The organism is Streptomyces hyderabadensis, from assembly GCF_020404845.1.
GTDB lineage: Bacteria > Actinomycetota > Actinomycetes > Streptomycetales > Streptomycetaceae > Streptomyces > Streptomyces hyderabadensis.
Genome location: NZ_JAIOJZ010000008.1, coordinates 164,520 through 178,768, shown reverse-complemented (window position 1 = coordinate 178,768; position 14,249 = coordinate 164,520). Strand labels below are relative to the sequence as shown.

Here is a 14,249-nt window from a genome sequence, read left to right as displayed (position 1 = left end):
ACGGAGGCGGCCCTGGCCCGCGGCCTCTGGCACCGGTGAGCCGGAAGCCCGGCGGGAGGGTCCGGCCGGGGGCCCGGCGTCAGCGCGCCAGCTCCTTGTGCGCCGTCTCCGGCAGCCTCAGGTACACCAGCGAGGACAGCAGGCACAGCACGGCCACGTACCAGGGGAAGAGCCCGGAATGCCCCAGGTCCTTGAAGAGCGTGCCGACGTACGGCGCCGTGCCGCCGAACAGCGCCACCGTGAGCGAGTAGGGGAAGCCGATCCCGGCCGCCCGCACCCGGGGCGGGAAGACCTCCGCGTTGACGGCGGCGCTGATGGAGGTGAAGCCGGTCAGCAGGACCATCCCGGCGCACTGCACGAGCAGCAGCACGGCGAAGGAGTCGTGCAGGGAGTGCAGCAGCGGCACGCTCAGCAGCGCGAACCCCACGCCGAAGAAGAGCAGCAGGGGACGGCGCCCGAACCGGTCGGAGAGCAGCCCGCCGAGCGGCTGGAGCAGCCCGAAGAAGGCCAGCGAGATCGTCCCCGCGAGCAACGCGTCCGACTTGGCGACGCCCGCGTTGAGTTCGGCGTACGTCGGCAGGTACGACGTCCAGGTGTAGTAGGCGATGGTGCCGCCCGCCGTGATGCCGCAGATCAGCAGGGACTCGCGCGGATGGCGGCGCAGCGCCTCGAACAGGGCCGGGCGCGGCGCCCGTTGCTGCTCGGTGCTGCGGGTCTCCTGCGCGCCTTGCCGGATCCAGAAGCCGACCAGGCTCAGGACGGCGCCGAAGACGAAGGGGACCCGCCACCCCCAGCCGTTCATCCTGTCCTCGCTCAGCGTGTCCACCAGCAGCGTGGCGATCCCGGAGGCCACCAGCTGCCCCGCCGTGGTCGACACGTACTGGAAACTGGAGAACAGCCCGCGCCGGCCCGGCCCCGCGGACTCCACCAGGAAGGTCGTCGAGGCCGCGAACTCGCCGCCCACCGACAGTCCCTGGAGCAGCCGCGCGAGGACGAGGACCACTGGGGCCAGCACCCCGGCGGCCGCGTACGTCGGGGTCAGCCCGACCAGCAGACTGCTGCCGCCCATCAGCAGGATGGTGACGGTCAGCGCGGCGCGCCGCCCGCGCCGGTCCGCGATCGCGCCCATCAGCAGCCCGCCGACCGGCCGCATGAAGAAGCCCACGGCGAACACGGCGAACGTGGACAGCAGCGGCACCAGGGAGTTGTCCGCGCTCTCGGGGAAGACCTGGTCCGCGATGTAGGTGGCCAGGAAGGTGTAGGCGTACCAGTCGTACCACTCCACGGCGTTGCCCACCGAGGCGGCGAGGAGCTGGCGTACGGGCCGTCGGGTGGGGGGTGCCGGTGCTTCCGTGTCCATGCCTGTCATGATCGCGACCATCCCCTGACGGCGGGCCCGGCACACCTCGCGTACCGGTGACTTTCACACCAGCGCCACCGGACCCTTCCCTGACGTTTGCTGCTCCTGGAACACTCCTTTCGCGCGCATTCCGTCATCACCCGGCACCGTCCGGCCGGTTGAACCCCCCAAGGCGAGAGGTCCCTCACCCCATGGCCGAAGTGAACCGGCGCCGATTCCTCCAACTCGCGGGCGCCACGACGGCGTTCAGTGCCCTGTCCGCGAGCATCGACCGGGCCGCCGCGCTCCCGGCGAACCACCGCTCCGGGTCGATCGAGGACGTCGAGCACATCGTCGTCCTGATGCAGGAGAACCGTTCGTTCGACCACTACTTCGGCAGGCTGCGCGGGGTCCGCGGCTTCGGCGACCCGCACCCGGTGCGGCTGGACGACGGCCGGTCGGTGTGGCACCAGCGCAAGGGCGACGGCACCGAGGTGCTGCCCTTCCACCCGGAGGCCGACGACCTCGGCATGCAGTTCCTCGAAGGGCTCCCGCACGGCTGGTCCGACGGCCAGGACGCCTACCACAACGCCAAGTACGACCGCTGGCTGCCCGCCAAGGGCACCACCACGATGGCGTACCTGACCCGCGAGGACATCCCGTTCCACTACGCGCTCGCCGACACCTTCACCGTCTGCGACGCCTACCACTGCTCCTTCATCGGCTCCACCGACCCCAACCGCTACTACCTGTGGTCCGGGCACACCGGCAACGACGGCGAGGGCGGCGGACCGGTCCTGGGCAACGACGAACTCGGCTACGACTGGACGACGTACCCCGAGCGCCTGGAGGCGGCCGGGATCTCCTGGAAGATCTACCAGGACATCGGCGACGGCCTCGACGCGGCCGGCCACTGGGGCTGGATCGACGACGCCTACCGGGGCAACTACGGCGACAACTCCCTGCTGTACTTCAACAAGTACCGGGGCGCCGAGCCCGGCGACCCGCTGTACGACAAGGCCCGCACCGGCACCGACGCGAAGCGCGGCGAGGGCTACTTCGACCGGCTGCGCGCCGACGTCAAGGCGGGCACGCTGCCGAAGATCTCCTGGATAGCCGCCCCGGAGGCGTTCTCCGAGCACTCCAACTGGCCGTCGAACTACGGCGCCTGGTACATCTCCCAGGTCCTGGACGCGCTCACCTCCAACCCGGCGGTGTGGGCGAAGACGGCCCTGTTCATCACCTACGACGAGAACGACGGCTTCTTCGACCACGTGGTGCCGCCGCTGCCGCCGAAGTCCGCCGCGCAGGGACGGTCCACCGTCGACGTCTCCCTGGACGTCTTCGGGGGCAGCGCCTCCCACCGCGAGGGCTTCTACGGGCTGGGCCCGCGCGTGCCCATGCTGGTCGTCTCGCCCTGGAGCAAGGGCGGTTTCGTCTGCTCCGAGACCTTCGACCACACCTCGGTGATCCGCTTCATGGAGCGCCGCTTCGGCGTCCACGAACCGAACATCTCACCCTGGCGGCGTGCCGTCTGCGGCGACCTGACCAGCGCCTTCGACTTCTCCCGCAAGGACAGCCGCCCGGCCCGGCTGCCGGACACCGACGCCTACGAGCCGCCGGACCGCGAACGCCACCCGGACTACCGTCCGACGCCGCCCGCGGACCCCGGCATGCCCCGGCAGGAGCGTGGGTCGCGGCCCTCCCGCCCGCTGCGGTACGACCCGCACGTGGACGGTGCCGTGGACACGGCGGCCGGGAAGTTCACGCTGGCCTTCGCCTCCGGCGCCCGGGCCGGTGCTGCCTTCCTCGTCACCTCCGGCAACCGCACCGACGGCCCCTGGACGTACACCACCGAGGCCGGCAAGACCCTCGCGGACACCTGGAACTCGGCGTACTCCGGCGGCTCCTACGACCTGACCGTGCACGGCCCGGCCGGCTTCCTGCGGGTCTTCCGGGGTGCCAACGAGGCGGCCGGCCCCGCCGGGCCCGAGGTCACCGCACGGCACCGCGGCGACGACCTCCGGCTCACCCTCACCAACACCGGGACCGCCACGGCCCGGCTCCGGATCGCGAACGCCTACGACGGCCGCACCCGCACGCTCACCGTGCGGCCCGGCGCCACCGTGCACCACACCGTCGGCCTCGCGCGCAGCCGCCGCTGGTACGACGTGACGGTCACCTCCGCGGCCGACCCGGCCTTCCTGCGGCGGTTCGCCGGGCACGTGGAGAACGGCCGGCCGGGCACCAGCGACCCGGCGATCATCACGGACTGAGGCTCGTCCGCACCCGGGACTAGAGCCGGGTGAGGTGCCCCGGCCCCGGCTGCCGGGGCACCAGCCCGGCCGGGGCCGGTCCCGGCGGCTCCGGACCGGCGGGTACCGGTGCCGCGGGCCCGGGCCGCTCCGGAGCCGGGGTGGCCCGGCTCAGCTGGACCACGCCCCAGGCGGCCAGCACCGCCCCGGTCAGCGCCAGGACCACCCCGCCCGCGCCGCCCCTGAGCCGCTCGCCGAGCAGGGAGAGCCCGATCACCGCGGCGGCCACCGGATTGGCCAGGGTCACCACCGCGAGCGGCGCGCCGAGACCGCCCCGGTACGCCGTCTGGGACAGCAGCAGCCCGCCCGTCGCGAAGGCGGCCACCAGCACGGCCACACCGATCACCTGCACGCTCAGCAGCGGGCCCGACCGGTCGGTGACGGCGACCGTGACGGTCTGGGTGAGCGCCGAGGCGACGCCGGACGCGATGCCGGACGCCGTCGCGTGCCGCAGCCCGGGCCGCGCGCCGGGCCACGACAGCGCGCCGATGAGGGCCGCCGTCGCACCGGAGACGGTCAGCGCCTCCGGCACGCTCAGCACGTCGTCCGGCGCGGGCCCCGACGCGGTGAGCAGCAGCGCGCCCAGTCCCAGCAGCGTCAGTCCGGTGCCCCGCCACTCGATCGCGCTCACCCTGCGGCCCGCCAGCCGCGCCCCCAGGGGTACCGCCGCGACCAGGGTGAGCGCACCGAGCGGCTGGACCACGGTGAGGGGACCGTACTTGAGCGCCACGACGTGCAGCAGCGCGGCCGAGGCGTTCAGTGCGACCGACCACCACCAGGCACCGGAGGCCAGCATCCGCAGGGGACCGGCGGCGGAGGCGCGCGAGGCCAGCCGCTCCTGGGCGACCGCCGCGGCGGCGTAGGCGCAGGCCGACACCAGCGACAGGAGTACGGCGACGAGGGCGGCGTTCACCGGCCCGCCCCGACCAGCTCGGGCCGCTCGGCCGACGAACGGCGCCGGACCTCGGACCGCCGGTGGGGCAGGCCGCACCGGGGCCGCTGCCGCGGGCGCGGAAGCCGCAGCACCGCCAGCGCGAGGCCGAGCAGCGCCGTGGCCGCGATCACGTCGAGCCAGTAGTGGTTCGCGGTGCCCACGATGACCAGCAGCGTCACCAGCGGATGCAGCAGCCACAGCCAGCGCCACCGGGTCCGGGTCGCGACGATCAGACCGATCGCCAGCATCAGGGCCCAGCCGAAGTGCAGCGAGGGCATCGCCGCGAACTGGTTCGACAACGCGTCGGTGCGCGGCGGTCCGTACACCGAGGGGCCGAAGAGCCGGGCCGTGTCGATCAGGCCGGTGGCCCCCAGCATGCGCGGCGGGGCGAGCGGGAAGAGCAGGTGCAGCACCAGCGCGGCACCGGTCACGGCGGCCAGGACCCGGCGGGCCCAGACGTAGTGCGCGGGCCGGCGCAGGTAGAGCCAGACCAGGAAGGCCAGGGTGGCCGGGAAGTGGACGAAGGCGTAGTACGTGTTCGCCACGTGGACCAGGGTGTCGCCGTGCAGGAGCAGGGACTGCACCGTCCCCTCGTCGGGCAGCCGGAGCACGCGCTCCCAGTCCCACACGTGACGGGCGTTGCGGAAGGCCTCGGCGGTGTGCCCGGTGGCCAGCTGCCGGCCGAACTTGTAGACGAGGAAGAGCCCGGCCACGAGCAGCAGCTCACGGACGAGCGGCGGGCGCGCGGGCGCGTCCGGCTCCGGTTCGGCAGGCTCGCTCTGGGCGTTCATCCCCCGGCCCCTTCGCTGACGGTGGTGCGTGTGGCTCATCGGGTACGGGCCGGGTGACGGTTCTCATCGATACGACCTCGTTCCGATACGCCAGTGTACCGATACGGTGGTGTACCGGTACACTGGCGTATCGATAGACATACGACACACTGGGCGCGGGCCGGGCAGGGCTCCGTGCGCGAGCGGGAAAGGAGCGGAGTGATGACGTCGCAGGACGTGGACCGACCGGAAGCGGCCGGCACCTCGCGCCGCTCCAAGATCACGCCGGAGCGTGAGCAGGAGTTCTTCGACGCCGTGCTCGACCAGCTCCGCTCCTGCGGCTACGACGCCGTCACCATGGAGGGCATCGCCGCCAGCACCCGGTGCAGCAAGTCCACGCTCTACCGGCAGTGGAAGACCAAGCCCCAGTTCGTGGCCGCTGCGCTGCGCTCCAACCGCCGGGTGCGCTTCACCGACATCGACACCGGCTCGCTCGCCGAGGACCTGCGCCAGGCGGCCGCCGCCGCGGGCGAGGGGGCGGGCAAGGACACCGGGCTGCTCCAGGCGCTCGGCCACGCGGTGATGGAGGACCCGGAACTGAAGTGCGCGCTGCGCGAGGCGCTCGTCGAGCCGGAGATCGCCGCGCTGCGGGCGATCCTCGCGCGCGGTGTGGCACGGGGCGAGGTGCCGGCCGGCCATCCGGCGCTGGAGTACGTGCCCGCGCAGCTCTTCGGCCTGCTGCGGATGCGGCCCGTCCTGGAGGGCGAGCAGGCGGACGCGGCGTACCTGGTCCGGTTCGTGGAGGCCGTGGTGCTGCCGGCGCTCGGCCTCCCCTGAGACCCAGGCCGCCGTCCACGGGATGACTGGACGGTGGCCTGCCCGCGCCGCACCGTGGGGACGGGGGCGGCGCGCACCCCCGGCCGGGTGGGGCGCCCTTTGAGCGGAGGGCGCCCCACCCGGCCGACAGTTTTTTCCGGCCGTACCTCCTCAGCCGCCCGCGGGCCGGTCAGACGTCCTGGCCGTTGCCGCCACCGCCGGCCGAGGTGTCGACCTCGATGCCCTTGGTGATCTCGTCGATGACCGTCTGCTGCTGGTCGGTGTCGACACCGAAGCGGACGACGACGATGCGCGAGGGATCGGCGGGCGAGGGGAAGGCCAGCGACTCGACGTAGCCGTCGGAGCCCTTGGCGGTGACCGCCTTCCAGCGGACCAGATAGCCCTTCTGCCCGGCGACCGTGACCGCCTTGGAGGCCAGCTCGTCGTGCGAGGTGATCCCGCCGTAGGACTCGCCGCCGTAGGACTCCTCGGCGTTCGCCTCGATGTCGGCCTTCGCGACCTCCTCCGCGGTGTCGCCCTCGGTCTCCAGCAGCATCGCGGGGGCCGAGTAGGCGCCGCCCTTCGTGCAGGACTTGGAGGTGTCGCCGGGGCACTTGTAGGCGTCGTCCGACGTCACCTGCGCGCCGACCTGCAGCTCCTGCCCCGACCAGCCGTCCGGGATGGGCAGGCTGATTCCGCTGAGCGCGTCCGTCACCGAGCCGCTGTCGACCGTGGGCGGCTCCGACTCGCCGGGGGAGTCCGGCGCGGGCGACCCGCCGTCCTCGCCCCCGCCGTCGCCCGGGTCGCCGAAGGGGTCCTTCCGGTCGCCGGGGCCGCCGCGGTCCTGCTGCGAGGGGGCCGCGCTGTCGCCGCCCGAGCCGTCGTCGGTCAGCGCGTACACACCGACCCCGATCCCGGCCAGCACCGCCACGGCCGCCACGACGGCTATCGCGGTGCGCAGCCGCCGCCGACGCGCGGACGGCGGCTGGACGGGAACACCCGGATACCCCGGGTGCACGGGATACGGCCCGGCCACGGAAGCCTGCGCCGGCGGCTGCAGCGGCGGCCCGGCTGGCGGCTGCGCGGGCGGAGCCCCGGCGGCGGCCGCCGCGGCGGGGCGCACCTGATCGGTCCACGCCGTGCCGTCCCACCAGCGCTCGGTGGCGGGACCGTCATTCTTCTGTCCGGGGTCCGGGTACCACCCGGGAGGAGTCGCCTGCGTCATGTGCCCACCGTATGAGGCGTCGGTGAAAGCCGGATGAGAGGCCCGGTCGCACCGGTCACCGGGGACCGGCCGGTGCCGCGCGCCGCGCGAGGTTGACGGGCACCCGGCCGCACCGCCGCTGATGACGGGCCCGGTGCGTCGTTCACGCTTTACCGCATGTCACCCGTCACGGCAACTGGTCGGCGGAGCGCCCACCACTTGCGCGTTCGGAGGGCTAGGCTCAGGCTCTGTACGTCATTCGGGCGACTCGGGGAGGTAGCGGGATGACGGAGGTACGGCGGGCGGGCGCCGTCCCGGCCTCCCTCTGGGAGCGCGACGAGGAAGTCGCCACCATCACGCGCGCGGTGGACACCCTGTGCGCGGACCGCTCGTCCCCCGGCATCCTGCTGGAGGCCCGCGGCGAGGCCGGGGTCGGCAAGACGGCGCTGCTCGCCGAGGCCCGCCGCATCGCCGAGGAGCGGGGCTGCACCGTCTGGTCGGCACGCGGCGGTGAGACCCTCAGGTCCGTCCCCTTCAACGTGGTGCGCCAACTGCTCCAGCCCGCACTGGTGTCGATGCTCCCCGAGGAGGCCCGCGAGTACCTCGGCGACTGGTACGACATCGCCGGCCCCGCCCTCGGCATAGCGGACCCCGGCGAGCGGCAGGCCGACCCGCAGGGCGTGTGCGACGGACTGGTCGCCGCCGTGCGCCGGCTCGCCCGCCGGGAGTGGCCGCTGGTGCTGCTGGTCGACGACGCCCACTGGGCCGACCAGGAGACCCTGCGCTGGCTGGCCGCGCTCGCCGAACGGCTCGACGAGACCTCCGTCCTGGTCGTCCTCGCCCGCCGCCCCGGCGACGTCAGCGGCGACAGCGCCCGGCACCTGGAGGCGGCCACCGCCGTCGGCCGCCCCCTCGCCCCGCTGAACGCCCTCACCCCGCAGGCGACGGCCGGGCTCACCCGCGCCACCCTCGGCGCGCACGCCGAGGCGGCGTTCTGCCGCGAGGTGTGGGCCGTCACCGGCGGCAACCCCTACGAAACCGTCGAACTCCTCGCCAAGGTCCAGGACAGCGAACTGCAACCCGTCGAGGCGGAGGCCGCCGAACTGCGCGCCCTGAACCGCACCGCCCGCGGCGGTGGTCTCGTCGCCCGCCTGGAGCAACTCGGCGTCGACTCCACCCGGTTCGCCTGGGCCGCGGCCATCCTCGGCGGCGGCATCACCGTCGACATGGTGGCCAGGCTCGCCACCCTGGACCCCGCCGACGCCGCCCGCTGCGCCGAACTGCTCAGGGGTGCCCGGATCCTGTCCGTGCCCGACCCCACCGCCGGGCAGCCGGGCGCGGGCGACCTGGAGTTCGTCCACCCGCTGATCGCCACCGCCGTCTACAACTCCATCCCCGACGCGCTGCGCACCGCGATGCACGGCATAGCGGCCCAGCTGGTCGCCGACTCCGGGCTCGGTGCGGCGGCCGCCTCCCGGCACCTGCTCCAGGTGTACCCGGACGACGACCAGGAGGTCGTGGCCCAGCTGCGCGAGGCCGCCCGCGAACACCTCGCCGTCGGCGCCCCCGACGCGGCCCGGCGCTGCCTCGAACGGGCCCTGCAGGAACCGCCGTTGCCCCAGTCCCACGCGCGCGTGCTGTTCGAACTGGGCTGCGCCACGCTCCTGACCGCACCCGCCACCACCATCGGCCACCTGCGCACGGCGCTCGCCATGCCCGGTCTCGACGGCGAGCAGCGGGTGGACGCCGTCTTCCGGCTCTCCCAGGCCCTGCTCCACAACGACCAGCTGGAGGAGGCCGTCCGCACCGTCGAGGCGGAGGCCGCCCGCAACCCCGACCCCTCGGCCCGGCTGCGGCTCCAGGCCGCCCAGTACATGTGGGAGGGCATCCACGCGGGCGAGACCTCATCGCCCCACCGCTCCGCCCGCCTGGCCGAACTCGCCGCCACCTGCACCGGCCGCGACAACGCCGAGCGCGCCCTGCTCATCCTGCGCGGCTTCGACGCCATGACCCACGGCGAGAGCGCCGAGGAGGTCGTCGAGCTGTGCGACCGCGCCCTGGTCAACGGCCGCCTGGCCCCCGGACTCGGCTGGACCGACACCGAGTGGGGCCTGGAACTGCCGATGATGCTGGCCAGCTCCTACGCCTACGCCGACCGGCTCGACCGCGCCGAGGCACTGTTCACCGAGGCCCTGCGCGCCTACGAGAGCGCCGGCTGGAGCGGCGGGCACCTCTCCCTCGCGCACGCCTACGTCGGGCTCGGCCACCGCAGGCGGGGCCGTCTCAAGGAGGCCGAGCAGCCGCTGCGCGCGTCCCTGCGCATCGCCGAACGCGTCGGCCGCGGGCTGCCGCTGTACTGGTCGGCGACCTGCAACCTGGTCGACACCCTGCTCGCCCGCGGCCATGTCGAGGAGGCCCGGACCGTCGCCGACCAGTACGGCTTCGCACCGCCGTACCCGTCGACGATCGTGCTGCCCGACCCCCGCCCGGTGCGCGGGCGGCTGCTGCTCGCCACCGGCCGCACCAAGGAGGGCATCAACGAACTGGAGGCCGCAGAGAAGGCCGCCGCCGCGCGCGGCCGGCACAACCCGGTGGTCGTCCCCTGGGCGACCGAACTGGCCCGGGCGCTGGCCGGCGAGGATCCCGGCCGCGCCGCCCAACTGGCCACCGACGCCCGCCGCCAGGCCGAGCGCTTCGGCACCGACACGGCGATAGGGGAGGCCCTGCGCTGCGCCGCCGCGCTGGAGACCGGCCAGCGCGCGGTCCGGCTCGCCGCCCAGGCCGTCACCTACCTGGAGGCCTCGCCCTGCCAGTACGAGCACGCCGCGGCCCGCGTGGAGTACGGCATCGCGGCCCGCTCGGCGGCCGAGCTGGACCGGGGCCTGGCGCTGGCCGAGTCCTGCGGCGCCGACGGCCTCGCGGCCCGCGCCCGCGAGGCCCTGGCGGCGGGGCACGCGGGCTGAGGCCCCGTCAGGAGCCGCCGCGGGGTGTCACTCCGCGGCGCCGTCCGCCTCCTCGGCCAGCACCCGCTGGGCCGTCGCGAACGCCGAGTTCGCCGCCGGCACCCCGCAGTACACCGCCGTCTGGAGCAGCACCGCGCCGATCTCGTCCGCGCTCAGCCCGTTGCGCCGCGCCGCCCGCACATGCATGGCCAGCTCCTCGTAGTGGCCGTGTGCGACCAGGGCCGTCAGCGTGATCATGCTGCGCTCCCGGCGCGAGAGCGTCTCGTCGGTCCAGATCTCGCCCCACGCGTAGCGCGAGATGAAGTCCTGGAAGCGGGCGGTGAACGGCGTCTGCCGCCCCTGCGCCCGGTCCACGTGCGCGTCGCCCAGCACCTCGCGCCGCACCGCCATGCCCCGCCGGGCCCCGCCGTCGAGGTGCGCCCGCAGCGCGGTCAGCACCGCCTCGGGGCGTTCGGCCGGCGCCAGGTGCGAGGCGCCCGGGAGTTCGGTCAGCGTCGCTCCCGGCACCGCGTCGGCGATCTCCCGCAGGTGCGCGGGCGGCGTGGCCGGGTCCTCGCGCCCCGCGATCAGCAGCGTCGGCGCGGAGATCTCCCCGAGCCGGTCCCGCAGGTCGAAGGCGGCCAGCGCGTCGCAGCAGGCCGCGTACGCGCCAGGGTCGGCCTCTCGGTGGTCCCGGACCAGCCGCGGCACGGTGAACCCCGGGGTGAACCACCGCGCGTCCGCGCTCTGCGCCAGCCGGTCCAGGCCCTCCTCGCGCACCTGCGCGGCCCGTTCCCGCCATGCCTTGGCGCCGTTGAAGTGCGCCGACGAGCAGACCACCGCCAGCGACGACACCCGCTCCGGGTGGTGCACGGCCAGATGCAGGCCCACCGCGCCGCCCAGGGACACCCCGGCGTGGGCGAACCGCTCCACCCCGAGCGAGTCGGCGAGCGCGAGCACCAGATCGGCCAGGTCCCCGACGGTGGCGCCGGGCCCGATCAGGCCGGCCGGCGAGCCCCCGTGCCCCGGCAGGTCCCAGCGGATCACCCGGTGCCCGATGGACAGCTCGGGCGCCACCGCGTCCCACAGCGCGTACGAGGTGCCCAGCGAGGGGCCGAGCAGCAGCGGGGGAGCGGACTCGGGGCCTTCGGACAGGTGGTTGAGCAGGGTCGTCAACGTCGCTCCAGAGCACGGTCGGTGAGGGCGGCAGCGGCGCCCGGATAGCGGGCGGGGTCGGTGAGGCCGGCCAGGTCGAGGTCCCGCAACTCCGGTACCCCGGCGAGCAGTTCGCCCAGGCTCCGGTCCTCGGCGTAGGCGCGCGCCGCCAGTTCGGTGAGCAGTTCCTTGGCGCGGGCCCGCCCGAGCACCGGCGCCAGTTCGGCCGAGAGCCGCTCCGAGACGATCAGCCCGTGGGTGAGCCCGAGGTGCGCCCGCATCACGTCCGGGCGCACCCGCAGCCCCTCGGCCAGCTCCGCGGCGTCCCGGGCGGCACCGCCGGTCAGCCGCAGCAGGTCCCGCAGCGGCTCCCACTCGGCGTGCCAGGCACCGGCGGGACGCTCGTCCTCGGCGGCCAGCGAGCCGTACAGCGTGGCGGCGAGCTGCGGGGCGCGCCGGGCGGCCGCCGCGATCAGCGTGGACCGCACCGGGTTGGCCTTGTGCGGCATCGCCGACGAGCCGCCCCCGCTGCCCTCGGCGACCTCGCCGATCTCGGTGCGGGCCAGCGTCAGCACGTCCACGGCGATCTTCCCGAGCGCCCCGGCGGCGAAGGCCAGGGCGCCGGCCAGGTCCGCGACCGGAGTGCGCAGCGCGTGCCAGGGCAACAGCGGGGCGCGCAGGCCCAGTTCACGCGCGTACTCCGCCACGAGCCCGACCGGGTCCGTCGCGCCGTACGCCTCGAAGGCGGCCAGGGTGCCCGCCGCGCCGCCGAGCTGGACGGGCAGCGCGTCCCGCACCGCCGTGATCCTGTCCCGTGCGTCCAGCACCAGCGAGCGCCATCCGGCCGCCTTGAGCCCGAAGGCCGTCGGCACGGCGTGCTGGGTGAGGGTCCGGCCCGGCATCGGTGTGTCCCGGTGCTCGGCGGCCAGTCCGGCCAGCGCCCGCTCGGTGCGGGCCAGATCCGGCAGCAGCAGGTCGAGGGTCCGGGCGGCGACCAGCATCGCCGCCGTGTCCAGGATGTCCTGGCTGGTCGCGCCCCGGTGCACATAGGGGGCGTACGGCTCGCCCACCGCCCGTGTCAGGTCGGCCACCAGGGGGATGACCGGGTTCCCGCCGCCCCGGGCGCGCTCGGCCACCGACCGCGCGTCGAAGGCATCGGGGTCCGCCGCGGCCGCGCCGACCGCGTCCGCCGCCTCGGCCGGGGCGAGCCCCAGCGCGGCCTGGGCCCGCGTCAGTGCCGCCTCCGCGTCGAGCAGCGCCCGCAGATAGGCGCGGTCGCCGGTCGCGGCGGCGGCGGGCGAGCCCGCCCACCCGGGGGCGAGCAGGCTCGTGTCGGCGCAGGTGCCGGTGTCGGCGGGATCGGCAGGTGATGTCACTGGAACTCCAGGAAGACCGTCTCGCCCTCGCCCTGAAGGCGGATGTCGAAACGGTACGTCCCGTGGCCCTCGTCCGCCGCGATCAGCGTGTCGCGGCGCCCGGCCGGCACCCGGGCCAGCAGCGGGTCGGCGGCGAGCGCCGTCTCGTCGCCCGGCAGGTAGATCCGGGTGAACAGGTGCACGAGCAGCCCGCGCGCGAACACGCACACGCTCAGGTACGGCGCGCTCCGCCCGCGTGCCCCCGGCCGCAGCGTCCGGGCGTACCAGTGGCCGTTCGCGTCGGTCTGGATGCGACCGAAGCCGGTGAACTCCACGCCGTTGCGGCCGAGGAAACCGCCGGAGGCCGGATCGCGCCGCATCGAGCCGTCGGCGGTCGGCACGTTGCCCTCGGGGTCGGGCCCCCACACCTCCACCAGGGCGTCCGGCAGCGGGTTGCCCTCGCCGTCGTACACGTACCCGTGCACGGTGAGTGTGTCGGGATGCCCGGCGGGCGCGATGTCCTCGCCGCCGCGGAAGGGCAGCGCGTACCCGTAGAAGGGGCCGACCGTGTGCGACGGCGTGGGCAGCACCTGCTCCGGGCTGCTGGTGTCGATCTTCGTCATGGCGGGTCAGCGTCCTTCTTCGATCCAGGTGGCGTTCGGGCCGTCGAGCACGATGTCCCAGTGGTAGCCGAGGGAGAACTCCGGTACGGACAGGCTGTGGTCGTAGGTCGCGATCAGCCGCTGACGGGCGGCGTCGTCCGTCACCGACTGCAGGATCGGGTCGTACGGGAACAGCGGGTCGTTCGGGAAGTACATCTGCGTGACCAGGCGCTGGGTGAAGGCCGAGCCGAACACGGAGAAGTGGATGTGCGCCGGACGCCAGGCGTTGACGTGGTTGCGCCACGGGTAGGGGCCGGGCTGCACGGTCGTGAAGCGGTAGAAGCCGTCGTCGTCGGAAAGGGTGCGGCCCACCCCGGTGAAGTTCGGGTCCAGCGGCGCGTCGTGCTGCTCGCGCTGGTGCGCGTACCGCCCGGCCGAGTTGGCCTGCCAGATCTCCACGAGCTGCCCGCGCACCGGCCTGCCGTTCCGGTCGAGGAGGCGGCCGGAGACGGTGATGCGCTCGCCGACCGGCTCCCCGGTGTGCTGCCGGGTCAGGTCGTTGTCGATCTCGGTGATGTCCCGTTCCCCGAAGGCGGGCGAGGACAGCTCCACCAGCTCCGGGTCCTTGGTGACGTCGATGGCGATCGGCGGCTGCTTCGGGTGGCGCAGCACCGAGGAGCGGTACGGGGCGTAGTCGCGGCGCGGGTGGTGTTCGACGGGCGCGCCGTCGGCGACCCGCTTCTCGTAGGCGGCGTGCTCGGCCGCGATCTCCGCGTCGATGTCGTGCTGGGTGAGAGTCATGGGTGAGTCCCTGGGG

11 protein-coding genes are annotated in these 14,249 nt (G+C 74.4%); 3 read left to right on the top strand and 8 right to left on the bottom strand.

Features of this window, described 5'->3' with window-relative positions; all coding sequences use genetic code 11:
• Positions 1-79: 79 nt before the first annotated feature.
• A complete protein-coding gene (locus K7854_RS09420; protein ID WP_372481019.1) occupies positions 80-1,381 on the bottom strand; it encodes an MFS transporter in 1,302 nt (433 codons plus the stop codon).
• A 170-nt stretch (positions 1,382-1,551) separates the two neighbouring features.
• Here K7854_RS09420 and K7854_RS09415 point away from each other — a divergent pair, with 170 nt between their 5' ends.
• Positions 1,552-3,615, top strand: coding sequence for a phosphocholine-specific phospholipase C (locus tag K7854_RS09415; RefSeq protein ID WP_226025932.1), 2,064 nt, complete (start codon positions 1,552-1,554; stop codon positions 3,613-3,615).
• A gap of 19 nt (positions 3,616-3,634) precedes the next feature.
• Here the strand turns inward: K7854_RS09415 and K7854_RS09410 are convergent, their stop codons facing one another.
• Both K7854_RS09410 and K7854_RS09405 read right to left on the bottom strand, forming a co-directional pair.
• Positions 3,635-4,567 (bottom strand): DMT family protein, encoded by a 933-nt coding sequence (locus K7854_RS09410; RefSeq protein WP_226025931.1) that lies wholly within the window; start codon positions 4,565-4,567, stop codon positions 3,635-3,637.
• Positions 4,564-5,379 carry a phosphatase PAP2 family protein gene (locus K7854_RS09405; RefSeq protein ID WP_226025930.1) on the bottom strand — a complete coding sequence of 272 codons (816 nt, stop codon included), beginning with the start codon at positions 5,377-5,379 and terminating at the stop codon, positions 4,564-4,566. Before K7854_RS09405 ends, K7854_RS09410 begins: the two co-directional genes overlap by 4 nt.
• Before the next feature lie 201 nt (positions 5,380-5,580).
• On the opposite strand from K7854_RS09405, the gene K7854_RS09400 reads away from it, so the two are divergent.
• A complete protein-coding gene (locus K7854_RS09400; RefSeq protein WP_226025929.1) occupies positions 5,581-6,195 on the top strand; it encodes a TetR/AcrR family transcriptional regulator in 615 nt (204 codons plus the stop codon).
• A gap of 169 nt (positions 6,196-6,364) precedes the next feature.
• Here the strand turns inward: K7854_RS09400 and K7854_RS09395 are convergent, their stop codons facing one another.
• Positions 6,365-7,399 carry a DUF2510 domain-containing protein gene (locus K7854_RS09395; RefSeq protein WP_226025928.1) on the bottom strand — a complete coding sequence of 345 codons (1,035 nt, stop codon included), beginning with the start codon at positions 7,397-7,399 and terminating at the stop codon, positions 6,365-6,367.
• A gap of 263 nt (positions 7,400-7,662) precedes the next feature.
• On the opposite strand from K7854_RS09395, the gene K7854_RS09390 reads away from it, so the two are divergent.
• Positions 7,663-10,341 (top strand): ATP-binding protein, encoded by a 2,679-nt coding sequence (locus K7854_RS09390; protein ID WP_226025927.1) that lies wholly within the window; start codon positions 7,663-7,665, stop codon positions 10,339-10,341.
• Positions 10,342-10,368: 27 nt separating this feature from the next.
• Here the strand turns inward: K7854_RS09390 and pcaDC are convergent, their stop codons facing one another.
• The 4 genes from pcaDC to pcaH are packed head-to-tail and all read right to left on the bottom strand — an operon-like array spanning position 10,369 to position 14,233.
• Complete coding sequence (pcaDC, locus tag K7854_RS09385; RefSeq protein ID WP_226025926.1) at positions 10,369-11,496, bottom strand: bifunctional 3-oxoadipate enol-lactonase/4-carboxymuconolactone decarboxylase PcaDC; 1,128 nt, start codon at positions 11,494-11,496, stop codon at positions 10,369-10,371.
• Positions 11,493-12,851, bottom strand: a complete 1,359-nt coding sequence (gene pcaB, locus K7854_RS09380) for a 3-carboxy-cis,cis-muconate cycloisomerase (protein WP_226025925.1) — start codon at positions 12,849-12,851, stop codon at positions 11,493-11,495. Before pcaB ends, pcaDC begins: the two co-directional genes overlap by 4 nt.
• A complete protein-coding gene (pcaG, locus tag K7854_RS09375) occupies positions 12,848-13,453 on the bottom strand; it encodes a protocatechuate 3,4-dioxygenase subunit alpha (RefSeq protein WP_226025924.1) in 606 nt (201 codons plus the stop codon). The genes pcaB and pcaG overlap by 4 nt, the downstream gene beginning before the upstream one ends.
• Positions 13,454-13,459: 6 nt before the next feature.
• Entirely contained in the window at positions 13,460-14,233 is a 774-nt protein-coding gene (gene pcaH / locus K7854_RS09370; protein WP_226025923.1) for a protocatechuate 3,4-dioxygenase subunit beta, read from the bottom strand.
• Positions 14,234-14,249: the final 16 nt, after the last annotated feature.

Excerpts from the sequence above, each read along its gene's own strand:
- K7854_RS09390 (WP_226025927.1), top strand. The coding sequence starts at position 7,663 with ATGACGGAGGTACGGCGGGCGGGCGCCGTCCCGGCCTCCCTCTGGGAG.
- K7854_RS09395 (WP_226025928.1), bottom strand. The coding sequence starts at position 7,399 with ATGACGCAGGCGACTCCTCCCGGGTGGTACCCGGACCCCGGACAGAAG.
- K7854_RS09400 (WP_226025929.1), top strand. The coding sequence starts at position 5,581 with ATGACGTCGCAGGACGTGGACCGACCGGAAGCGGCCGGCACCTCGCGC.
- K7854_RS09405 (WP_226025930.1), bottom strand. The coding sequence starts at position 5,379 with ATGAACGCCCAGAGCGAGCCTGCCGAACCGGAGCCGGACGCGCCCGCG.
- pcaG (WP_226025924.1), bottom strand. The coding sequence starts at position 13,453 with ATGACGAAGATCGACACCAGCAGCCCGGAGCAGGTGCTGCCCACGCCG.
- pcaH (WP_226025923.1), bottom strand. The coding sequence starts at position 14,233 with ATGACTCTCACCCAGCACGACATCGACGCGGAGATCGCGGCCGAGCAC.
- K7854_RS09420 (WP_372481019.1), bottom strand. The coding sequence starts at position 1,381 with ATGGTCGCGATCATGACAGGCATGGACACGGAAGCACCGGCACCCCCC.
- K7854_RS09415 (WP_226025932.1), top strand. The coding sequence starts at position 1,552 with ATGGCCGAAGTGAACCGGCGCCGATTCCTCCAACTCGCGGGCGCCACG.